The 21,926-nt window shown below is 66.1% G+C and carries 20 protein-coding genes; 12 read left to right on the top strand and 8 right to left on the bottom strand.

The annotated features are described in order from the left end of the window. Positions 1–25: 25 nt before the first annotated feature. Positions 26–451: a universal stress protein gene (locus NLF94_RS15610; RefSeq protein WP_254838559.1), complete on the bottom strand. Its 426-nt coding sequence runs from the start codon at positions 449–451 to the stop codon at positions 26–28. 114 nt (positions 452–565) lie between these two features. Here NLF94_RS15610 and NLF94_RS15605 point away from each other — a divergent pair, with 114 nt between their 5' ends. Both NLF94_RS15605 and NLF94_RS15600 read left to right on the top strand, forming a co-directional pair. Beyond that, positions 566–892: a hypothetical protein gene (locus NLF94_RS15605; RefSeq protein WP_254838558.1), complete on the top strand. Its 327-nt coding sequence runs from the start codon at positions 566–568 to the stop codon at positions 890–892. 2 nt (positions 893–894) lie between these two features. Next, positions 895–1,938 (top strand): FAS1-like dehydratase domain-containing protein, encoded by a 1,044-nt coding sequence (locus NLF94_RS15600; protein WP_254838557.1) that lies wholly within the window; start codon positions 895–897, stop codon positions 1,936–1,938. 80 nt (positions 1,939–2,018) lie between these two features. Here NLF94_RS15600 and NLF94_RS15595 read toward each other — a convergent pair whose 3' ends face one another. Beyond that, positions 2,019–2,432, bottom strand: coding sequence for a cobalamin B12-binding domain-containing protein (locus tag NLF94_RS15595; protein ID WP_254838556.1), 414 nt, complete (start codon positions 2,430–2,432; stop codon positions 2,019–2,021). Further along, positions 2,429–2,617, bottom strand: coding sequence for a hypothetical protein (locus NLF94_RS15590; RefSeq protein ID WP_254838555.1), 189 nt, complete (start codon positions 2,615–2,617; stop codon positions 2,429–2,431). Before NLF94_RS15590 ends, NLF94_RS15595 begins: the two co-directional genes overlap by 4 nt. Positions 2,618–2,741: 124 nt before the next feature. Here NLF94_RS15590 and NLF94_RS15585 point away from each other — a divergent pair, with 124 nt between their 5' ends. Together NLF94_RS15585 and NLF94_RS15580 are read left to right on the top strand one after the other, a co-directional pair. After that, positions 2,742–3,911 carry an acyl-CoA dehydrogenase family protein gene (locus NLF94_RS15585; RefSeq protein WP_254838554.1) on the top strand — a complete coding sequence of 390 codons (1,170 nt, stop codon included), beginning with the start codon at positions 2,742–2,744 and terminating at the stop codon, positions 3,909–3,911. A gap of 63 nt (positions 3,912–3,974) precedes the next feature. Then, positions 3,975–5,168: a phenylacetate--CoA ligase family protein gene (locus NLF94_RS15580; protein ID WP_254838553.1), complete on the top strand. Its 1,194-nt coding sequence runs from the start codon at positions 3,975–3,977 to the stop codon at positions 5,166–5,168. A gap of 21 nt (positions 5,169–5,189) precedes the next feature. On the opposite strand, the gene NLF94_RS15575 is transcribed toward NLF94_RS15580, so the two are convergent. Then, the gene (locus NLF94_RS15575; protein ID WP_254838552.1) at positions 5,190–5,606 is read right to left on the bottom strand and encodes a PaaI family thioesterase; all 417 of its coding nucleotides are present in this window, start codon (positions 5,604–5,606) and stop codon (positions 5,190–5,192) included. 106 nt (positions 5,607–5,712) lie between these two features. Then, positions 5,713–6,510 carry an enoyl-CoA hydratase/isomerase family protein gene (locus NLF94_RS15570; RefSeq protein WP_254838551.1) on the bottom strand — a complete coding sequence of 266 codons (798 nt, stop codon included), beginning with the start codon at positions 6,508–6,510 and terminating at the stop codon, positions 5,713–5,715. A 201-nt stretch (positions 6,511–6,711) separates the two neighbouring features. Here NLF94_RS15570 and NLF94_RS15565 point away from each other — a divergent pair, with 201 nt between their 5' ends. Next, a complete protein-coding gene (locus NLF94_RS15565; RefSeq protein ID WP_254838550.1) occupies positions 6,712–8,379 on the top strand; it encodes an acetate--CoA ligase in 1,668 nt (555 codons plus the stop codon). Positions 8,380–8,421: 42 nt separating this feature from the next. On the opposite strand, the gene NLF94_RS15560 is transcribed toward NLF94_RS15565, so the two are convergent. Then, positions 8,422–9,429: a TIGR04024 family LLM class F420-dependent oxidoreductase gene (locus NLF94_RS15560; RefSeq protein ID WP_254838549.1), complete on the bottom strand. Its 1,008-nt coding sequence runs from the start codon at positions 9,427–9,429 to the stop codon at positions 8,422–8,424. A gap of 307 nt (positions 9,430–9,736) precedes the next feature. Between NLF94_RS15560 and NLF94_RS15555 the strand changes: the two genes are divergently transcribed. Further along, positions 9,737–11,713, top strand: coding sequence for a 3-hydroxyacyl-CoA dehydrogenase/enoyl-CoA hydratase family protein (locus NLF94_RS15555; protein ID WP_254838548.1), 1,977 nt, complete (start codon positions 9,737–9,739; stop codon positions 11,711–11,713). Positions 11,714–11,717: 4 nt separating this feature from the next. Here NLF94_RS15555 and NLF94_RS15550 read toward each other — a convergent pair whose 3' ends face one another. Continuing rightward, on the bottom strand, positions 11,718–12,797 hold the full coding sequence (locus NLF94_RS15550; RefSeq protein ID WP_254838547.1) for a phosphotransferase family protein: 1,080 nt from the start codon (positions 12,795–12,797) through the stop codon (positions 11,718–11,720). 1 nt (position 12,798) lies between these two features. Then, positions 12,799–14,031: an acyl-CoA dehydrogenase family protein gene (locus NLF94_RS15545; protein ID WP_350355883.1), complete on the bottom strand. Its 1,233-nt coding sequence runs from the start codon at positions 14,029–14,031 to the stop codon at positions 12,799–12,801. 287 nt (positions 14,032–14,318) lie between these two features. On the opposite strand from NLF94_RS15545, the gene dctP reads away from it, so the two are divergent. The 6 genes from dctP to NLF94_RS15515 all read left to right on the top strand — a co-directional run bounded on the left by dctP (position 14,319) and on the right by NLF94_RS15515 (position 21,385). Continuing rightward, entirely contained in the window at positions 14,319–15,452 is a 1,134-nt protein-coding gene (gene dctP, locus NLF94_RS15540; RefSeq protein ID WP_254838545.1) for a TRAP transporter substrate-binding protein DctP, read from the top strand. Between the two features lie 157 nt (positions 15,453–15,609). Further along, positions 15,610–16,467 (top strand): TRAP transporter small permease subunit, encoded by an 858-nt coding sequence (locus NLF94_RS15535; protein WP_254838544.1) that lies wholly within the window; start codon positions 15,610–15,612, stop codon positions 16,465–16,467. Continuing rightward, positions 16,461–17,756, top strand: coding sequence for a TRAP transporter large permease (locus tag NLF94_RS15530; RefSeq protein WP_254838543.1), 1,296 nt, complete (start codon positions 16,461–16,463; stop codon positions 17,754–17,756). The genes NLF94_RS15535 and NLF94_RS15530 overlap by 7 nt, the downstream gene beginning before the upstream one ends. Positions 17,757–17,899: 143 nt before the next feature. Further along, on the top strand, positions 17,900–19,573 hold the full coding sequence (locus NLF94_RS15525) for an acetate--CoA ligase (protein ID WP_254838542.1): 1,674 nt from the start codon (positions 17,900–17,902) through the stop codon (positions 19,571–19,573). A gap of 81 nt (positions 19,574–19,654) precedes the next feature. Then, positions 19,655–20,458 carry an SDR family NAD(P)-dependent oxidoreductase gene (locus tag NLF94_RS15520; RefSeq protein WP_254838541.1) on the top strand — a complete coding sequence of 268 codons (804 nt, stop codon included), beginning with the start codon at positions 19,655–19,657 and terminating at the stop codon, positions 20,456–20,458. Between the two features lie 135 nt (positions 20,459–20,593). Next, positions 20,594–21,385 carry an enoyl-CoA hydratase/isomerase family protein gene (locus NLF94_RS15515; protein ID WP_254838540.1) on the top strand — a complete coding sequence of 264 codons (792 nt, stop codon included), beginning with the start codon at positions 20,594–20,596 and terminating at the stop codon, positions 21,383–21,385. The last annotated feature ends 541 nt before the right edge of the window (positions 21,386–21,926 follow it).

The following is a 21,926-nucleotide window of genomic DNA, read 5'->3' as shown; positions in this document are numbered from 1 at the left end:
GGCGGAGCCGGGATGTGAGGCGGGACTACTCTCGATCCGGTACGGTGAGCACCGGGATTTCGGCGAGACGAACGACCCGATCCGAGACGCTACCGAGCAGTCGTCGCTCGAGTCCCGCCCGGCCACGGGTCCCCATGACGATCAGGTCGACGTCGTTCTCCTCGGCGTATTCCAGGATTCCTTCGGACGGACGGTCGTGCTCCACGTTCGTTTCGATCGTGTCCAGGCCCGCTCGTTCCGCCCGTTCGACGGCGTCTTCCAGCGCATCGTCGCCCCTGTTCTGTAGCTTCTCTATGACCGCTGCGGAATCGGCCAGCGCCGGCACGGCGCCAGTGTCGACGACGTAGAGGATGTGGAGGTTCGCCCCGTACTGGTCGGCAAGGCTGATGCCGCGTTCGATCGCGGTTTCGGTGCCCTCGTTCCCATCGACTGCCAGGAGTATGTCGTCCATCGTGTTATTCGGTAACAGGCGAAATATTTATATTTTCGGATGCCTCGAACTCGTTTCCTGACGTGTAGCCGGTGGTCGAAACGGTTAATTGGTAGTGTGATAGCACTACCCACTATGGATCGGCTCGATACCTGCTACTTCCACGAGGAGGACTGGGGGATGTGCGAGGACCTCTACGATGCGTTCGAGTGGGTGGTTCCCGAGACGCTGAACGTGGCCGATTACGTCTGTGATCGGTGGGCCGACGAGGCGGGCCGCGTCGCAGTGTTCTCCGAGGACGATGCGGGGACGGAGCGGACCTGCACGTTCGGGGCGATCAACGAGCGGGCCAACAGGCTCGCCAACTCCTTCGAGTGTTGGCTCGGCGACTCGGAGGCGAAGGCGTGTCTCCTCGGCGGCCGCGCCCCGAAGAACGCCCCCACGCGGTGGAGAGGTCGATAGCGATGACGAACGAGACGGCGGGTCCCGGACTCGACCTTCCCGTCGGTCCCGCCGACGAGGCCGCCGACTGGATCGGCCGGACGAGCGAGACGCGGTTCGCAAACGAACCGATCAACGCTCCGATGATCCGGCTCTACGCGTCGGTCCTCGAGGACGGAAACCCCTGCTACTGGGACGAGGGGTTCGCCGAGCGGACGTGGGGAGGGATGCCGGCCCCTCCGGGGATGTTGCTCACCTGGAAAATGCCGCCGCTGTGGACGCCGACGGACGACGATCACCCCACGCCCATCTACGGTCTCGACGTCCCGCTGCCGGCGGAGAAGGACATGCTGCTCTTCATCGAGTCCGAGACGACGTTCCAGCGGCCGATGGTCGTCGGCGACCGACTCAACTGGCAGGGGACCATCCTCGACGTCAGCGAAGAGAAGGAGACCGGCCTCGGGATCGGTCACTTCGTCACGAGCGAAGCGACGTTTCACGACGGCAGCGGCGACCGGATCGCCGAGAGCACGTCGACGATCTTCCGCTACGAGCAGCCCGAAGGCTCCGTCGGCGGCGAAGCGCCGTACGCGAGAGGGCGACGGAGCGTCGAGTCGGCCTCGGAGTCGCCGTCGGGCGAGCGGTACCGAAGCCGCAGCCCCGAGGAGGTGGCCGTCGGCGATTCGGTCGCGTCCTTCGAGTTCCCCGTCCCGTACGAACGCGTCATCCGGAACGTTGCGGCTACCCGCGAGTTCGTCCTTCCGGGGCTCTACGACCCCGAATACGCTCGCAGGCAGGGCAACGAGACGATATTCTTGAACGCCATCGGCCTCCACGGGCTGTTCGATCGTCTCGCGACCGACTGGGCGGGCCCGGAGTGGCGCGTCGTCGACCGCTCGATGCGGCTCCTGGGGTCGGCCGTCGCCGGCGAGTGTCTGGTCGTCGACGGCAGCGTGGCCGCCGTCGAGGACGGCAGGGTCACGATCGACGCGACGGTCGCCGAACGGGACGGCGACCCGGTCTGTGACGGCACCGTCGGTATCGAACGAGCCCCCGACGGCGGCTGAAAGACGGACGCCCCGGGATCTCGCCGGCCCCGATTGCGGCTGCCGGCGGGACGCCGCAGCGCCGGAGCGATCGACGACCCCTATCGCTGCGGGGCGTTGTTACGGACGTAGTCGATGGTCTCCTGCATCGAGACGCCGGGACCGAATATCTCGTCGACGCCTGCGGCGTACAGTTCCTCGCGGTCCCCGTCGGGAATGATGCCGCCGACGAGCACGAGCGTGTCCTCGAAGGCGTCGTACTCCTTCAGCCCGTCGATGATCTTGGGGACGAGCGTGTCGTGGGCCCCCGAGAGGATGGAGATGCCGAAGACGTCGACGTCCTCCTGGACGGCGGCCTGGACGACCTCCTCGGGGGAGTTGTGCAACCCCGAGTAGATGACCTCGAACCCGGCGTCCCGGAACGCCCGCGCGATGACGTGAGCGCCCCGGTCGTGGCCGTCGAGGCCGACCTTCCCTACCAGACACCTGATGGTCCGCTGTTCGTTCGAACTCATGTCGGTCTCGACCCTCCTCGGTAGAGGCCGTCGGGGTTCGCTCCGAACCGTGCGCGCTCTGCGAACGTCGTGTCGGTCCCGACGGCCACGGCCGGAGTGCCGGTCGCCGGGAGTGGGTCGAGCGTCTTCCCGCTTCGACGGTCCCGGTCGGCACCGGGCGCCGCCGGCTTTGTCTCGTCGAACATATCGAACCCAAGACGGGCGAGAATCAAATACTCTTCCCCCGGCGGTGCCGCGACCGAAACACGGTCCAGCGTTCGTACTTCGGCGATACAAGGCTTTATGAGCGCACGAGCCCATCCGCTGGATATGGTCGATTTCAGTGACTCAGAGATCGAGCGGATGATCCGTTCTTCGATTCAGGACCTGATGGAGAAGTACGACGAGTCCTACTGGGCGGAGATCCGGGCGAGCGACAGCTACCCGACCGAGGTGTGGCAGGACCTCGGCGAACACGGGTGGCTTGGCGTTGCGATCCCCGAGGAGTACGGCGGCCAGGGGATGGGAATGCAGGAACTCGCAATGGTGATCGAGGAGGTCGGCGCCAACGGGGGCTGGCCGATAACGATCCAGTTCGTCCTTTCGCCGCTGTTCGGCGGGGAGACGCTCGCCGCACACGGGACCGAAGCACAGAAAGAGCGGTGGCTCCCGCAGCTGGCGTCCGGCGACGCCCGGTGGGCGCTCGGCGTGACCGAGCCCGACTCGGGGTTGAACACGACGAGTATCTCGACGACCGCCGAGCGGGACGGCGACGAGTACGTCATCGACGGACAGAAGACCTGGTGTTCCGGTGCCGCGGAGGCCGAGCGGATCACCCTTCTTGCGAGGACGGTCCCCCCGGAGGAGGCCGAACGGCCGAGCCACGGGTTCTCGATCTTCCTCGTCGACCCGGATGACCCGAACGTCGAGTACGAGAACATCCCGCTGGACGGGTACTTCCCCGACAGGACGTACAACCTCCACCTCGACGGCGTCCGCGTCCACGAGGACGACATGGTCGGCGACGAGCACGAGGGGTTCCATCAAATATTCGATACTCTCAACACGGAGCGGATCACGACGGCGGCGTGTGCCGCCGGGACGGGCCGATACGCGATCGAGAAGGCCGCCGAGTACGCGAACGAACGCGAGGTCTTCGACGCCCCGATCGGCAGCCACCAGGGCATCCAGCACAAACTCGCCGAAGCCCACGCCGAGCTACAGGCGTCGAGACTGATGAATACCAAGGCAGCGTGGCTCTACGACAACGGCGAACCGGCCGGCGCCGCCTCGAACATCGGGAACTTCCTCTGTGCGAAAAGCGGGTGGGAGGCCTGCGAAGCGGCGACGACCACCTTCGGCGGGATGAGCCTGAGTCGGGAGATGGGCGTCGCGGCGATGACCTCCTACGTCCGCCATCTGCGCATCGCTCCCGTGAGCGAGGAGATGATCCTGAACCACGTCGCCGAGGAGGAACTGGGGCTCCCCAAGTCGTACTGACCCGCTCGCTTTCGGTCACGGCGGCGGCATAGCTTTTTGTGCTTTCCCGCGTCAGGTTGCGGTATGTCGCTGTACTCCACCGAGACTCTCGAATCGGTACGCCGACAGCTGGAGCGCGTCGCCGAGTACGACCTCTATGCGGATCTCTTCGAGGAGGCGGGCGTCGAGCCCGGTGCGGTCGACTCCTGGGAGGCGTTCCGCTCGATCCCCTACACCACCGCCGAGGAGTTCCTCCGCGACCGCGAAGCACACGGCCCCGAGGGATCGGTGGCGCCGGACGGGGTCATGCTCTCGTTTACGCCGGTCGGGGACGACCTCTTTCCGGTGTTCGATGCGGCCGAGGACCTCGACTACCAGACCGGGGTCCACGAACGCGTCTTCGAACGGATCGGGATCGGCCCCGGCGACCGGGTTCTGAACACGTTCGGCTACCACCTGTTCGGGACCGGCATCCTCCTCCACAGGGGACTCGAAGCGGTCGGCGCGGAGGTCATCCCCATCGGGCCGGGGGACTCCGAGCAAGCCGCGGCCGTCATCGACGAGTACGACGTGGACGTACTCGTGGGGAACCCGAGCTACGCGCTGAAGATCGGCGCCAACGGGGCGTCGGTCGACACGTTCGTCGGCGGCGGCGAACCGTTCACCTCGGTACCGGGGCTTCGAGCGGACGTCAAGGACGCCCTCGACTGTGAGACCGCCGTCGATTACTTCGCCACCCGTCGCGTCGCCCCGGTCGCCGTCGAGTGCCGCGGCGAGAACGGCCTGCACGTCGTCTCCGAGAACGCCGTCGTCGAGGTCATCGACCCCGACACCGAGGAGGTACTCCCGCCGGGGGAGCGCGGCGAACTCGTCGTCACGCACGTCAACAAGCGGGGATCGCCGCTGGTCCGATACCGGACGGGCGACCTCGCGGAGCTTCGAACCGAGACGTGTTCGACCTGCGGGGCGTCTTTGACACTCCCGCAGGGCGTCATCGGCAGGACCGACGACCGGATCAAGGTCAAGGGCGTCAAGATATATCCGGGCAGTATCGAGACGGTGCTGGCCGGAACCGACGGGCTGTCGGGCGAGTACCGGATCGAGGTCTCCCGGCCGGAATCGACCGATCACCTGCGTCTCGTCTGTGAGGGGACCCCCGAGGTTCCCGTCGACCGGTTGCAGGAAGCGATCGCCGAACGGTTGCTGGTCTCCCTTGACGACCTCGAGATCGTCGACGACCTTGAGGGCGAGACCGGGACGGTCGACGAGCGGTACTGACGTTCCCGAAACTGCAGGGTACTACTCGCCGGACCAGGCGCTCTCTTCGCGCCCCCCAACCTTGTAGACTCCCCGTCCGACGGCCACCGTCCCGTCGCTCCCCGTCGAGAGTTCGACGTCCACGGTTGCGACGTTCTTGCCCATCCGGGCGATTTCGGCGACGGCCTCGAGGTCGTCGGTCACCGGCCGGAGGTAGTCGATTCTCATGTCGATCGTCGGGGTCGGCCAGCCGTCGACCGACACGGCAGCCGCACCGCCCGTGTGGTCGGCGAGGGCGTACGGCACTCCGCCGTGTGCGACCGTGGTGTCCGGCGACGACGACAGCGCCGGACGCATCGGCAGGACCCCCCTCGCGTACCCGTCCTCCATCTCCACGATTCGCATCCCCAGCAGGTCGGCGAACGGGTCCGGATCCATCGGCGTCTCGTCGTCGGCCATGTCGGGACAGTGGACGATGCGACAATTAAAGATTGCGTGCGTTCCGGCATCCGTCCCCCGATTCGCGGCCGTCTATCGGTCGGACCGGGACCGTTACTCCTCGCCGCTATTCCTCGCCGCGTACGAACCCGCGGACGCGGCGCTCGAACTCCTCGGTCAGCACGATCTCGGCCATATCCTCGCGTTCCCGCTCGAGCTGTCCTTCGAGCGTCGCGTCGAGGCTCCCGTTGAGTAGCCGCTTGCTGCGGGCGATGGCCTCCGTCGGCCGATCCGCGAGCGTCCGGGCGCGTTCCCGGACGGTTTCTTCGAAGTCCTCCTCGACGACCTGGTTTACGACGCCCAGCTCGGCCATCCGGTCGGCGGAGAGCGGCTGTGGCGTGAAGACCAGCTCCTTGGCCTTCTGGAGTCCGACGAGCCGGGGCAGGAAGTAGGTGCTCCCGCCGTCGGAGGACGCGCCGATGTCGGTGTAGGCGTGCGTGAACTCGGCGTCGGCCGAGGCGATTATCTGGTCGGAGGCCAGCGCGATGCTGAACCCGCCGCCCGCTGCGAACCCGTTCACCGCAGCGATCACGGGACAGCCGACGGTGGCCATCTCGAGGATCGCCCCGTGGAACCGGTGGATCAACTCCCGAATCCGGCGCTGTCGTTCGACCTCGTCGCCTTCCGTCGCGTCGAAGATGTCGACGAACGTCGCTATATCGAGGCCGACACAGAACGCCGACGATCCGCCGGTGAGGAGGATGACCTCCACGTCATCCCGGTGGGGGAGCCGTCCGAGCATCTCGTGGAACTCCACCATCCCGCGCTCGTCGATGGCGTCCTTCTCGTGCCGTAACTCCACGGACGCGATCCCGTGGTCGCTCACCGAAACCGCCCACTCCTCGTAGCTGTCGGAACGAGCCATGCACGGACAACTCCGGGCTCGATAAAAAGTCTACTGTCGACCGGACGCCCGTCCGGGCCCCACGGTACTTCCCGTCCCGTTCGTCCCGATGCAACGACCGATGCGACCCCACCCGGACGGTCGAACCCGACCGGAAACGCGACCGCCGGTCGCCCAGGACGGTCGAAACGGTTAAGCGGCAGCGTGCGCACCTGTCTCGGTATGGATCGACTCGAGAGTTACTACTTCCACGAGGAGGAGTGGGCCAGTTACGAGGACCTCTACGAGGCGTTCGAGTGGGAGGTCCCCGAGACGCTGAACGTGGCCGATTACATCTGTGATCGGTGGGCCGACGACGAGGACCGCGTCGCGCTGTTCTTCGAGGACGATGCGGGGACGGAGCGGGCCTACACCTTCGGGGAGATCAACGAGCGGGCCAACAGGCTCGCCAACTACCTCGAGAGCAGGGGCGTAGAGCGCGGCGACCGGATCGGGATCAACCTGCCACAGCGGCCCGAGACGATCGTCGCTCACGTCGCCGCCTGGAAGATGGGTGCGGTGTCGGTGCCGCTGAGCACGCGCTTCGGCCCCGACGCCATCGAGTACCGGCTCGGCGACTCGGGGGCGAAGGCGTGTCTCGTCGGGGAGGCCAACGTCGACTCGTACCGTCGGGGGACGGACTCGCTCGACGCGCTGGAAACCACGCTCGTCGTCGGGGACGTGGATCCGCAGAACGACGAAATCGGGCTTTCGGACGCACTGGAGGGGAGTTCGCCGGCGTTCGACAACGTCAGAACCGGCCCCGACGACGACCTGATAATCGTCTACACGAGCGGGACCACGGGCGATCCGAAGGGGACGCGACACGGCCACCGGGTGGTGCTGGGCCACCTCCCGACGTTCCTTCTGGTGTGGTGCAATATGGAGCTCACCGAACAGGACGTGTTCTTCTCGCCGGCGGAGTGGGCGTGGATCCTCGTCTTCGACTACGTGTTCCCGGCGATGTTCTACGGGCAGCCGCAGGTGGCCTACAACGGCGGCGAGTTCGACCCCGTGAAGGCTTTCGAGCTGATCGAGAAGTACGACGTGACGAGCTACTTCGCGCCGCCGACGGCGCTCCGGATGATGCGGGCCTCGGGGGCGGAATCGCACTCGGCGGAGTCGGTGCGGGTCATCGCTACGGGCGGCGAAGCGGTCGGTGCCGACATCGTCGACTGGGTCGACGAGCGGTTCGGCGGCGCCGCGCTCAACGAAGCCTACGGCCAGACGGAGGCGAATCTGCTGGTCGGCTCCTGTGAGGCGCTGATGGACGTTCCGATCGGGAAGATCGGGCGGGCGATGCCGGGCCACGAGGTCCGGCTGGCCGACCAGCACGACCCCGCCGAGACTGTCGCCCCCGGCGAGATCGGCGAGTTCGCCGCGAAGTACGAGGGCGACCCCGTCTGTCTGAAGGAGTACTGGAACAAGCCGGACAAGACCGAGGCGAAGATCCGCGACGGGTGGGTGCTGACCGGCGACCTCGGCATCAAGGACGAGGACGGCTACTACTCGTTCCACAGCCGCAAGGACGACGTCATCATCTCCGCGGGCTACCGGATCGGGCCGACGGAGATCGAAGAGAGCCTCGCGGACCACGAGGCCGTCGCCAACGCCGGCGTGATCGGCGTTCCCGACGAGGAACGGGGCGAGGTCCCGAAGGCCTTCGTCGTCCTCCAGAACGGGTACGAACCGTCCGAGGAACTGAAAGACCAGCTGCGAGCCTACGTCAAGGACGCTCTCGCGATGTACGAGTACCCGCGGGAGATCGAGTTCATCGACGAGTTACCCAAGACCGTCACCGACAAGGTCCGGCGACGCGACCTCCGGGAGCGCGAGGGGATCTTGGACTAGCTCCCGGTCGTCTCCGGGTGAGACGGCGGGGGTCGTCGTCCGCTACTCGGCGAGTGCCGCCATCGTCTCGAGTTGGTTCTCGACCGACTGTCCGTCGAAGAACCCGACCCGGACGGCGTCGATGCCGTCGATGGCGGCGAACTCGGCGTACTTCTCTCTGACCTCCGCCGGCGTCCCGGCGGCCACGAGTTCGTCCAGCAGGGCGTCGGGCAGCGCGTCGGTCATCCGGTCCCGTTCGCCGCGCTCCCAGCGCTCCTGTAGCTCCGCCGTGACGTCGCCGTACCCCTGCCGTTCGATCGACTTCCTGTAGTAGGGGCCGTAGGCTCCGATGACGAACGCCAGGTGGTTTCGTGCGATCTCCCGTGCCCGCTCTCCGTCCTCCATCGCACAGCACCGGAGGATGAAGCTCGTCCGGACCGCATCGGGGTCGCGGTCCCCCAGGTCACTGCCGCGTTCGAGGTCCTCCAGCCGATCGCGGAGCCCGTCGGGGGTGAACATCTGCGGCACCCAGCCGTCGGCGAACCGACCGACCAGCTCGACGGTCTTCGGGCCGATCGTGGCCACGTCGATCGGTGGCGCGGTCTCCGGTGCGGGGTCTTCGAGCTGGAGCCCCTCGAGTTCGAAGATCTCGCCGTCGTAGCTGACGCGTTCGCCCGTGGTCACTCGCCGGACGATCTCGATCGTCTCGCGCAACCGCCTGAGGGGCCGGTCGAACGACAGCCCGTGCCAGTTCTCGACGAGCGCTGGCGAACTCGTCCCGAGACCGAGCCGGTAGCGGCCGTCGCTCAGCTGCTGGAGCATGGCAGCCGTCTGGCCGAGCAACGCGGGCGAGCGGGAGTACGGGGAGAACACGTCGTTCGTGAGGCCGATCTCGTCGGTCCGCTCGGCCCCGACCGCGAGCAGTCCGACGCGGTTCCACCCCGTCGCCTCCCCCATCGAGACGCGTCGATAGTCCAACTCCTCCGCCCGACTCATCTGCTGGAGCACCGACTCCATCGAGTCGTGGGCGCGAACGTGCAACAGGAGTTCGCGGTCGACGTCGCCCGTCATCGGTGCGCTACCTCGGAACCGGACGGGACGTCCGGGACCGCACACTGCCAGTCGAAGCCAGTACCACCGTCTCCGTGAACCATCGTGCGCCGTGTACGCTTACCGGGCACAAAAAGAGAGGGGGTACTCCGCTCGAGGGACCCCGACGGTCCTCGTTGGACGGCGCACGCGGTCCGCCGGACGGCAGCGCACGCGGCCGATTACGTCGGCCGACTCCCTATCGGGGAGCGCGTCCGGTCGGCCGTGAACCGGGGCGCTCTCGGCACCTGGATTTAAATATTCGACACCACACGATACAAGCGATAATATGAGCGTGCCAGAGGCGGACGACGTACGGAGAGTCACGGTGATCGGTGCGGGAACGATGGGACACGGCATCGCACAGGTGTCTGCCGTGGCCGGACTGGAGACCACCATCGTCGACGTCGAGGAGGAGGTCCTCGAGAACGCAGTCGAGAAGATCGAGGGGAGCCTCGGACAGATGGGCGTCGAGGACACCGACGCGGTCCTCGATCGGATCGAGACGACGACCGACCGGCGGGCCGGACTCGCCGACGCCGACGTGATGATCGAGGCCGTGCCGGAGAATCTCGACCTCAAGGAGGAGGTGTTCTCGGATGCCGACGACGTCATGCCCGAGGAGGCGGTGCTTGCGACCAACACCAGTACGCTCCCGATCACCGAGATCGCCGAGGCGACCGACCGTCCCGAGTCGGTCGTCGGGATGCACTTCTCGAACCCCGTCCAGCTGATGCCGATCGTCGAGGTGATCCGCGGCGAGGAGACGAGCGATCGGATCTTCGAGTTCGCCGAGCGGTTCGCCGAACGGCTGGAGAAGACGCCGGTCCTCGTCGAGAAGGACGTCCCCGGGTTCGTCCTGAACCGGATCAACTACGCGTTCTGGAGCGAGGCACTCCGGCGCGTCGACGAGGGCGAGCAGGAGCCGAAGGCGATCGACGCCTCCGTCAGGCGCCTCGGGTTCCCGATGGGGCCGTTCGAGATACTCGACTTCAGCGGCCTCGACATGTTCCTCCTGGCGGCGCGCGAGATGCGCGATCACGGCGTTTCGGTCAACGTTCCCGACGTCTTAGAGGAACTGGTCGACGCGGGCAAACACGGCATGAAGACGGGCGAGGGCTTCTACGAGTACCCCGAACCGGGCGAGTACTCGCGGGTGTCGATCCCCCGCGAGCGGCGCTTCGAGTTCAACCCGCTGTACATGATGGCGAGCGCCACGAACGAGGCCGCCTGGCTCATCGACAACGACGTGACCACGCGGGAGGACATCGACACGGCCATGCAGATCGGGATGAACTGGCCGCGAGGGCTCCTCGAGTTCGCCGACGAGTACGGCATCGACCGGATCGTCGAGACGCTCGAGGAGCTCCACGAGCGGACCGGATGGGACCAGTACGAGCCCCATCCGATGCTGGAGCGGATGGTCGAGGACGGGCGCCTCGGTCTGAAGGCCGGCGAGGGGTTCTACGACCACGAGTTCGAATCGGAGACGTTCGACACGATCACGTACGAACGACGGGACTTCGCGGCGATCATCACGCTGAACCGGCCGTCGAAGCTGAACGCGATGGACGAGACGAGCTGGCTGGGCCTCCGGGCGGCGCTCGAACACGCCGCCGAGGACGACGACGTGCGGGCGACCATCATCAGGGGTGCGGGCAACACCTTCTCGGCCGGCGATGACATCGCCGAGATGCAGGGCTGGGAGACCGCCGACGAGGGCTCGACCTACTTCGACGAGGTCGCCCTCCCGACGATCGAGACGCTGCGGGCCCACCCCAAACCGACGATCGCGCTCGTCGACGGCATCGCGACCGGCGCCGGGTGCGAGATGGTGCTGCTGTGTGACCTCGGCGTCGCCGCCGACGGGAGCCGGTTCGGCCAGCCCGAGGCCACGATCGGTGCCATTCCGCCGGCCTGGCTCACGTACGGCATCACGACCGCAAGCAAGAAGGAGATCATGGAACTGGCCATGACGGGCGATCTGCTGTCGGCCAGCGAGGCCGCGGACATCGGGCTGGTCAACTACGCGGTCGACGACGGACAGGCCGAAGACGTCGCCAGGGAACTGGCCCGGTCGACGACGGCCGCGGCGCCGCAGTCGATCGAGACCATCAAGGACACCTGGGTCGGCATGGAGAACGAGCTGTTCGACGCGTGGCTCGCCTACGCCGTGAGCGAACTCACGGCGCTGATCCAGACCGAGGAGGGACGACACGGGTTGGCGGCGTTCCTCGAAGACGACACGCCGCGCTGGGAGCGATAGACGCCTAGCTCGACCACCCGCTCTCGTCGGTCGCCTCGAGGGCCCGCTTTGCCACCGCCGGGACGCGCTCGTCCATGACCGCATACAGCGAGTCGTCGCTGTCGCCCTCGAGGTATCTGGCGTAGAACATCTCACACGCCGCCGCGACCTTGTAGAGGGCGAACGTCCGGTAGAACGCCTGGTTTTCGAAGGCGATGCCGGTCCGCTCCTCGTAGCGGTCGACGAGTTCGCCCCGGGTCGGATACCCCTCGTGTTCGGTGAACGACGGAACGACCTCCGGGATGGCCGGATCGGGGTCGGCCTCGTCGCGCCAGAAGACGAACAGCCAGCCCAGATCCGCCAGCGGATCGCCGAGCGTGCTGAGTTCCCAGTCGAAGGCCGCCACCAGTTCCGGCGGCGTTCCCGGGCCGAACATGACGTTGTCGAGCTTGTAGTCGCCGTGAACCAGCGTGTGCGTCGGGGAGTCGGGAACGTTCGCGGACAGCCACCGGCCGACCTCCTCGAGTTCGGGAACCGTCCGTTCCCGTTCGGTGCGTTCGGTCGCCCACTCGATCTGCTTCGTCATCCGGTCGACCTGCCGTTCGAGGTACCCCTCGGGCCGTCCGAAATCGCCCAGCCCGACCGCCTCGTAGTCGACGGTATGGATCTCGGTGAGCGTGTCGATCAGTTCCTCGCCGATCCGGCGTCGGTGCGCCGGCGCCGCGAACCGTTCGGGTTCGGTCTCGCGGATGACGTCGCCCTCGAGGAGTTCGGTGATGTAGAAGTCGCTGCCGACGACGGAGTGGTCGTCACAGCTCTCGACCGTCGGCGGAACCGGGAGTTCGCCCTGCAGGGCGTCGATAACCCGGTACTCCCGGAGGACGTCGTGTGCGGTGTCCGCCGTCTCGCCCGGCGGCGGTCGGCGGAGGGCGAACTCCTCTTGCCCCCATGTGATCCGCAGGGTCTCGTTCGAGTGGCCCTCGCCGAGGTGTTCCACCTCGAAGGCGTCCGCCGGGCCGAACACCGACTCGAGGTACGTCTCGAGGCGGTCCCGGTCGACGAGCCGGTCGAGGTAGCTCCCGTCGACGGGTTCGTCGCCGGTCATCTCACTCTCCCGGTCGTTTCGGGTCGCCGAACCGGGGAATGTCCTCGACTTCGGCGTCGACGATCTCCTCGAAGGCGGCGCGGGCGACGGTCCGTTTGTGGACCTCGTCGGGGCCGTCGGCGATGCGGAGCACGCGGACGTTCTCGTAGAAGTCCGCGATCGGGAGGTCCTTGCCGATGCCGTGGCCGCCGCACACCTGGAGCGCGGTGTCGACGACGTCCTGGAAGACGTTGGCACCGAAGACCTTGCAGGAGGCGGTCTCGACGCGGGCCTGCTCGCCGGCGGCGATCCGGCGGGCGGCGTGGCGGACCATCGACCGGACGGCGTACAGCTGCATCTCCGCGTCGGCGATGTCGTAGCGCGGCGCCTGCTTGTCGGCCACGCGCTCGCCGAAGGCCTCCCGTTCGGCCATGTACGCCTTGGCGACGTTCAGCGCCCGCTCGCACATCCCGGAGTACCGCATACAGTGGGTCAGCCGCGCCGGGCCCAGGCGTTGCTGGGCGAGCGTAAAGCCCTCGTTCAACTCGCCCAGCACGGCATCTTCCGGGACGCGGACGCCGTCGTAGCGGACCTCCGCGTGGGTCATCGGAAGGACCGAATCGCCCATGTGTGGGATGTTCCGCACGATGTCGACGCCGGCCTGGTCGGGGTCGACGAGGAACATCGAGGTGCCGCTGTAGGGGTGGGCGTCGGGGTCGGTCCGGGCCATGACGATCAGCAGGCTCGCCTCGGTTGCCTGGCTGGTCCACCACTTGTGGCCGTCGATGACCCACTCGTCGCCGTCCTTCTCGGCGGTCGTCTTGATCATCTTCGGGTCGGCGCCCCCGCCGTCGGTCGGCTCGGTCATCGAGAACGCCGACCGTATCTCCGCCTCGGCGAGCGGACGGAGCCACCGTTCCTTCTGTTCGTCCGTGCCGGCCAACTCCAGCAGGTGCATGTTCCCCTCGTCGGGTGCGTTGACACGCATGGCCGGCGGCCCCAGCAGGCTCCGCCCCGCCTGCTCGAAGACGGGGAGCATCGAGCGGAAGTCGAGCCCGTGCCCACCGTACTCCTCGGGGAGGTGGGGGCCGTAGACGTCGTACTCCCTGGCTCGCTCCTGCAGTTCCTGTACCTTCGCGTCCGATACCGGCTCGCCGCCCGGCAACTCGCGTTCGGCCGGGATGACGACCTCGTCCATGAACTCGCCCGTCCGCGCTGCCATCTCCTCGCCGCGTTCCGGATCCGTGTACTCGATCATGTGCTTCCCGAACCACTGGATTCCCCAGTATATTAGGTTTGTTCATGACCTACCCCCGTCCGCCGAGGAACCCGCCGAACACGTCGTACCAGTCGAGAAATCCGAGGGCGGACGCTCGAACAGCGACGGCGCCACCACCGCCACGGCACCGAGGACCACCTCTACTGGACGGCGTCCCCCGAATCGGTGGACCCGTCCACCACGACGTTTCTCCGTGCTCCGGTACCGTAACCGTTCGACGAGGCTCCCGGAAGTGATAAGTACCTCGCCTCGCATTCGCGGGTATGGCAGGAGATGGCAAGCAACACGTCTTGAGCGATAGGCGATCGATCGTGAAGTCGGCCGGTGCCCTCGGGGCCGTCGGCATGACGGGTATCGCCGGTTGTCTCGGCGGGAACGGCAACGGCGGCGGGAACGGCAACGGAAACGGTGGCGGGAACGGCAACGGCAATGGAGGCGGGGGCGGAAGCACGGAACTGACGGTCGCTCACTTCCTGCCGGAGTCACACCACATCCGCCAGGAGGCGCTGCTACCGTGGATGGAGAAGGTGCAGTCGAAGGCGGACTCGGAGGTCACCTTCGACGAGAAACCGGGGGGACAGCTCGGCAGCCCCGGTGACATGCTCTCGCTCATCAAGCAGGGGACCGCCGACATCAGCCTCGTGAGCCCGGCGTACCTCTCCGATCAGATCCCGCTGTCCGGGGTCGGGGAACTCCCCGACACTTTCTTCGAGGCCGAAGTCGGCTGTGAGGCGTACTGGAACCTCTCGCAGAACCAGCTCCACGAGAACGAGTACAGCGAGCAGGACATCCGGGTAGTGAACCTGAGTCTGGAGGCGCCCTACCAGATCGTGACGACGGAGCCGAAAGTCGTACAACTGGAGGACTGGGAGGGCGTCAACGTCCGTTCTCCGGGCGGGATCATGTCGATCACCATCGAGGCGCTCGGCGGGACCCCCGTCGAGATCCAGGCTCCGGAGATCAACACGAGCTGGGACCGGGGGACCATCGACGGGACCGCTATCGCGGAACCCAGCGTGACCGCGTACTCGCTGGTACCGTTCGCCAACTACGCCAGCACCAACGTGAACCTGGCCAGCTGGGTCGGGCTGTGGACCACCAGCGAGGACACCTTCCAGTCCGTCCCGGGCGACGTACAGGACGCGATGCTCGAAGCCGGCGCCGAAGCCTCCGCCGAGGCGGGTGCGGCCTTCGACAGCATGGTCTCGGACCTGCGCTCTGACTTCGAGGAACAGGGCGTGGAGCTGTACGAGGTCCCGGACGAGGAGTACGCCCGCTGGAGCGACCGGATGACGGAGTCGGTAGACTCCTGGACCTCCCAGATGAGCGACAGGGGCCTCCCGGGTCAGGACCTCGTCGACGCCTGGCAGTCCGAGATCGACTCGGTCCGTTCGTGAGCCTCCGGGAGACGAGACGCCCGAGAGGACCCGCGGCTCGAACTCCCGCGTGACCGCCGTTTGCGAGTACAGCGACGCGACCGCCCGACTCACAGCAACGCACGCACTTCATCAGAATCCCACGATGAACGGAGAACTATGACTGGAAACGAGCACAATGTCCGGTGAAACGGTCGAGGAAGCGGGCGACGAGCCGGGGGGCTACCTGGACACCGCGGCCGACGGCATCGAACGGATCTCCAGCGGGATCGAGCAGGGGTTCAACTACCTCGCACTGGTCGCGCTGTTTCTCATGATGGTGACCATCACCGCCAACGCCGTCAGCCGGTATCTGTTCGACAACCCATTCTCGGGGATCTACAGGTCGACCGAGCTGTTCTTCATGCCGATCGCGGTGTTCCTCACGGCCTCGTACCTCCAGAAGAACGAGGGCAACGTCGACGTCAACATCGTCTCGACGCGGTTCGGGGACCGCTCGAACAGGGTGATCCGGATCGTCTCCCTGCTGGCGACGCTCGTCATCTTCGGGTGGATCTCCCAACTCGCCGCCGTCCGGTCCTGGGAGGGGTACCTCGCGGGAGAGGTCACGACCGGCGTGATCAACTTCCCGACGTACCTCTCGTGGGCGGTCATGTCCGTCGGGTTCGCGCTGTTTTGCCTGCGGCTGACGATCCAGATCGGATCGGACCTCCGAACGCTGGTCACCGGGGGAGACGGTTCGGGGGCGACCCAAGAGGAGGTGGAGTCGGACGTCCCCTTCCAGACCGTCGACGGGACCGGCGTTATCGAGAACGTACAGGAGGCCATCGGGGGGGAGGCCGGTGACGCCGACGAGCCCCCGGAGCGAGGCGACGCCGCCACGGACGACCGGGGCGGGGCCGACGGGGGATCCGCGACCGGGAGTTCGGACGCCGGGGACGCGTCCGACGAGGCCGATACCACCCCGGAGGCGTCGCGTACCGGAGACGAGGACGAAGACGACGGTCGGGCGACCGACGGAGGGGACGAATGGTAGTCGAACTGGTCCTGCCGTCGGTTCTGCTGGTGGCGCTGATACTCCTCGGCGTGCCCGTGGCGTTCTCGCTGTCCATCGCCGGCGTCGTCGGCCTCGCCATGACGCTGGGGGTCGACAGGATGGCGGGGCTGATGTTGACAGTGCCCTACAGCAACGTGGCGTTCTTCCTCCTGGCGACGGTGCCGATGTTCATCCTGATGGCGGAGTTCCTCAACGAGAGCGACCTGACCGAGGTGATCTACGAGGCGGCCCACAAGTGGTTCGGGAACATCCCCGGCGGGGTCGCGATCACGACCACCCTCGCAAGCGGCGGGCTCGCCGCGCTCTCGGGGTCGAGCACGGCGACGGCGGCCACGATGTCGAAGATCGCGGTCCCCGAGATGCGCAGGTTCGGGTACGACGACCGGCTCTCCTTCGGTACCGTCAGCGCGGCCGGCACCTTCGCCGTGATGATCCCTCCGAGCCTCGGGCTGATAATCTACGGCATCCAGACCGAGACGTCGATCAGCGCGCTGTTCATCGGGGGGATCGTCCCGGGACTGCTGACGATCGGGAGCTACGTCGCCGTCATCTACGCCTGGGGGCTCCGGGAGCCGGACGTAATCGGTGGCGGGACAGTCAAGTACTCCTGGCCCGAGCGGTTCCGATCGTTGCTGACGATCTGGCCCGCGCTGATGATCGTCCTGCTGGTGATCGGCGGCCTCTATCTCGGCGTCGTCACGCCGACAGAGGCCGGTGCGCTCGGCGCGTTCGGGACGTTCGTCGTGGCGGTGGTCGTCTTCGGGATGCGGTTCGAGGGAACCGTCAAGGCCCTCCAGCGTACGGCGGAGACGACCACGATGATCTTCATGATCATCATCGGTGCGGTGTTCTTCGCCAGATACCTGACCGTCACCGGCGTCACGCCGGCGATCATCGACTTCGTCACGTCGCTGCCCATCGGGCCGCTCGGCATCCTGATGTTCGTCCTCGTGATCTACATCGCCCTGGGGACGATGATGGACCAGCTGGCGATCCTCCTGTTGACGCTGCCCATCACCTTTCCCCTCGCGACCTCCCTGGGGTTCGATCCGATCTGGTTCGGCATCCTGATCGCCAAGACCATCGAGATCGGACTGGTGACGCCGCCGCTGGGCCTGAACGTCTACATCGCCACGGGGCCGATGAACGTCGACGTCGACGTCGGGTTCCGCGGGGCGCTCCGGTTCATCGTCGCCGACATCATCGTGCTCGCACTCCTGATCTTCGTGCCCGAACTGACGCTTTTCCTCCCGAACCTGGCCGGGTGATACCGGCTTTTCGGGTGCTGTGGGGCGTCGGCGTTCTTCCCGACCGCACATCGGTACTCTCCATCCCCGTACCGTTCCGGACTCACGAAGTGACAGAAATTTATCAAAAGTGTAAAGTCCCCACTCTTCGGACCTGAACGTCCATGCAAGAACTGCCGAACTACGATCTCCACGAGCAGGAGTGGGACAGCTACGAGCAGCTTTACGGGGAGTTCGAGTGGGTGATACCGGACCAGTTCAATATGGCGGAGTGGGCCTGTGACCGGTGGGCGGACTCGGACGGCGAGCGGGATGCGGCGTACTTCGAGGACGCCGCGGGCAATCAGACGACGTACACGTTCTCCAGGCTCCAGACGGAGGCCAATCAGCTTGCGAACCTCCTCTCGGACCGGGGCGTCGGTCGGGGCGACCGGGTCGGCGTCGACGGGTCCCCGACACCGGAGGTACTGGTGACCCACGTCGCCATCCAGAAACTGGGTGCGGTCGTGGTTCCCCTGAGCGCCCGGTTCGGGCCGGACGGCCTCCAGTACCGGCTCGAGGACTCCGGCGCGAAAGCCTACGTCACGGGCCCCGGAAACATCGAAACGCTCCGGACGGTCCGCGACGACGTCGACGACCTGCAGGACGTCTTCGTCACGAGCGGGATCGAGCCGGCCGGCGACGAGATATCGTTGACCGAGGCGATGGAGGGCGCTTCCACCGACTTCGAGACCGTCGAGACCGAAGCCACCGACAACGCGCTAATCATCTACACCTCGGGAACGACGGGAGATCCGAAGGGCGTCGTGCACACGCACGAACTCCTCCTCGGACACTTGCCGCTGTTCAGCGCGGGGTTCTGTAACCTCGAACTCCACGAAGACGATGTCTTCAGAATCCCGACCGAGTGGTCGTGGCTCGGGTCGCTGTTCGCACTGGTAATGCCCGCCCTCTACTACGGACGGCCGGTGGTGGGCTACCACGGCGAGTTCGATCCGGAAGTGGAGTTCGAACTCATAGAGGAGTACGACGTGTCGGTGAACATCCTCCCGAACACGATACTCCGGATGATGGCCCAGGTCCCCGATGCCGAGGAACGGTTCGACCTCTCGAGTATCCGGACTATCCCGACCGGCGGGGAGGCGCTCGACCAGAGCGCCTGGGAGTGGGCCGTCGAGGTCTTCGGCGACGTCATCATACAGAGCTACGGCCAGACGGAAGCGAACATGCTGCTCGGGAACTTCCCGAGCCTCAAGGAGAACCGCCCCGAGACGCTGGGACTTCCGGCGCCCGGCCACGAGATCCGGATCGTCGACCCCGAGACGGCCGAACCGACGGTCGACACGGGTGAAATCGGGGAGATCGCCGTCCGCTACGGGGACGATCCCGTCTGCTTCAAGGAGTACTGGAAGAAACCCGACAAGACCGCGGGGAAGGTCAAGGACGGCTGGCTGATAACCGAGGACCTCGGGTTCCGCGACGAGGACGGCTACTTCCAGTTCAAGAGCCGCAAGGACGACGTGATCATCTCCTCGGGGTACCGGATCGGCCCCGACGAGGTCGAGGACTACCTCGGCGGACACGAGGCGGTCGCGGACGCCGGCGTCATCGGCGTCCCCCACGAGGAACGGAGCGAGGTCCCGAAGGCGTTCGTCGTGCTTCTCGACGGGTACGAGCCGTCCGAGGGGCTCCGGAAGGACCTCCAGTCGTACGTCAAGGACGGGCTGGCAGCCTACGAGTACCCGCGAGAACTCGAGTTCGTCGACGAACTCCCGCGGACCAGCACGGGGAAGCTCCGACGGACGGACCTCCGGGAACGCGAGGGAATCGAGGGCTGACCTCCCGGACTGACGGGAGCAGGTCCCGTCGTCCGACGAGCGCGGTTCGTACGACTACCAACAATCGACACACGATCAACGATGAACGAAAGATTCGACATAGACGGCCAGACGGCGATAATAACGGGTGCATCGCAAGGGATCGGAAAGCTAATCGCGGAACAGTTCGCCGACGAAGGCGCCGACGTGGTGGTCTGCTCGCGGGAACTGGACAACGTCGGCCCCGTCGCCGACGGGATCAACGAGACCGACGGTGGTGGGCGAGCAGTCGCGGTCGAGTGCGACATCCGCGACCGCGAGGCCGTCGAGGCGCTCGTCGAGACGACCGTCGAGGAGTTCGGCGGACTGGACACGCTCGTGAACAACGCCGGCGCGTCCTTCGTCGCCCCGTTCGAGGACATCAGCGAGAACGGCTGGAAGACCATCGTCGACATCAACCTCCACGGGACCTACCACTGCACGCAAGTGGCCGGCGAGTACATGCGCGACGACGGGGGCGGGTCGGTGATAAACTTCTCGTCGGTCGCCGGCGAACGGGGCTCGCCGCTGATGACCCACTACGGCGCCGCCAAGGCGGGCGTCATCAACCTCACCCGTTCGCTGGCCTACGAGTGGTCGGCGTACGACATCCGGATCAACTGCATCTCGCCGGGGATCGTCGCCACGCCCGGCGTCGAGGACCAGATGGGGTTCTCGGCCGAGGAGATCGACCGCTCGGAGGTTCGCCGCCGCGTCGGCAAGAGCGAGGAAGTGGCCGATCTCACCCAGTTCCTCGCCAGCCCCGCCTCCTCGTACATCATCGGCGAGAACATGTTCGTCCGGGGCGTCCCCCAGATGGAGGAGGACCACGAGGTCGGCACGCCGTACCGCTGGATGGCCGAATAGTTCCCGCCCCGTGGACCGTTCGAACGGGAACGAAACGTGGAACGATAACGTCGACGAACAAAACACCACAGTCGTCGGCGTTCGTTCCCTCACACCGGAATAGCTTTTAGTGGTATTGGGGCAATTCACTGCCGTATGTCCACACCAACGTACGACAACCTGATTCTGGATCGGGCGGACGGCGTCGCCAGAATAACGATGGACAGCACCTCGGAGTACAACGCGCTCAACGCCGAGTTGGCCGAGGAGTTGCTCGACGTGTCGTCTTACCTGGCGGAAGCCGACGTTCGCTGTATCGTGCTGACCGGCAGCGGCGACGCGTTCTGTGCCGGTGCGGACGTCGGTATGCTGGAAGGGACGGCCGACGACGCGGTGCTCATCCGACGGATCACGGCGATCGCACACGAGGCGATCGTACAGCTGCACCAGGCGTCCGCCCCGGTGATCGTCGGTGTCAACGGCGTCGCCGCCGGTGCCGGGTTCAGTTTCTCCCTGCTCGGGGACCTGACGGTCGTGAGTTCGGCGGCGCGTCTGGAGTACGCGTACCCGCAACTGGGGTTGACCGGCGACGCGGCGGCGACGTACTTCCTGCCCAGACGGGTGGGGCTGCAACGCGCCAAGAAAATCGTGTTGCTCAACGAACCCATCGATCCAGAACAGGCCGTCGACATGGGACTGGCAGCCGAGGTCGTGCCGGACGAGGAGTTCGAGACTCGCCTGACGTCGCTCGCCACCGACATCGCGTCGGGACCGACGGTGGCTCTCGACGCGCTCAGCGGGCTGCTCACTCGGAGCTTCGAACGGAGCCTCGAGGAGCAGCTCTCGTCCGAACTCGACGCCCTCGCTGCGGCGTTCAACACGGACGACTACGGCCGGGGCTTCGAGGCGTATCTCGCCGGCGAAGAACCGCAGTTCGCGGGCGAGTAGTCGACCGTATTCCGTCCCGGGGCGGCCAACACGGAGTAGCGGGACGACCAACTCGGGGGCCGAGCCCTGTCGATGGACGCGTTCGTTTTACCGTGAGAAATATTACCAATTAAAAAATAATATCTACCAAGATATTCCGACTATAACGGAAAAATCTGGATCTCCGGCCGGGTCGATGTACACGAAGCGTGCGGGCCGTTAAGTCGTCGTTAAAGCCGCAGGCCGTTCCTGCTGTACGTCGATCGTACTCCCCTCGCCCGCGGATACGATTCGATATGGTCGGACGATCGACGAGCACTCCGGTCCGAAACCATCTATTTCGGCGCGGAAACGCCCGGAAACGGCAATTTCGGAATGACCGGATGAACCTGAGCACCTCATCGTTTGATTCCCTCCGGACTCAACTAAACGATGATGATATTCCCGCATTCGCTTCAGCATAACAGAATTATTATTGTTATTGTCGGCCGAAAGCGTTGGCGACCGTGTCCGATCTACGGTACGAATCGATCGCCGTCTGGCGGAATTCGGGTCGCCTCTC

This window comes from Natronomonas marina (assembly GCF_024298905.1).
Taxonomy (GTDB): Archaea; Halobacteriota; Halobacteria; order Halobacteriales; family Haloarculaceae; genus Natronomonas; species Natronomonas marina.
This window is presented reverse-complemented; position numbering and strand designations above follow the sequence as displayed.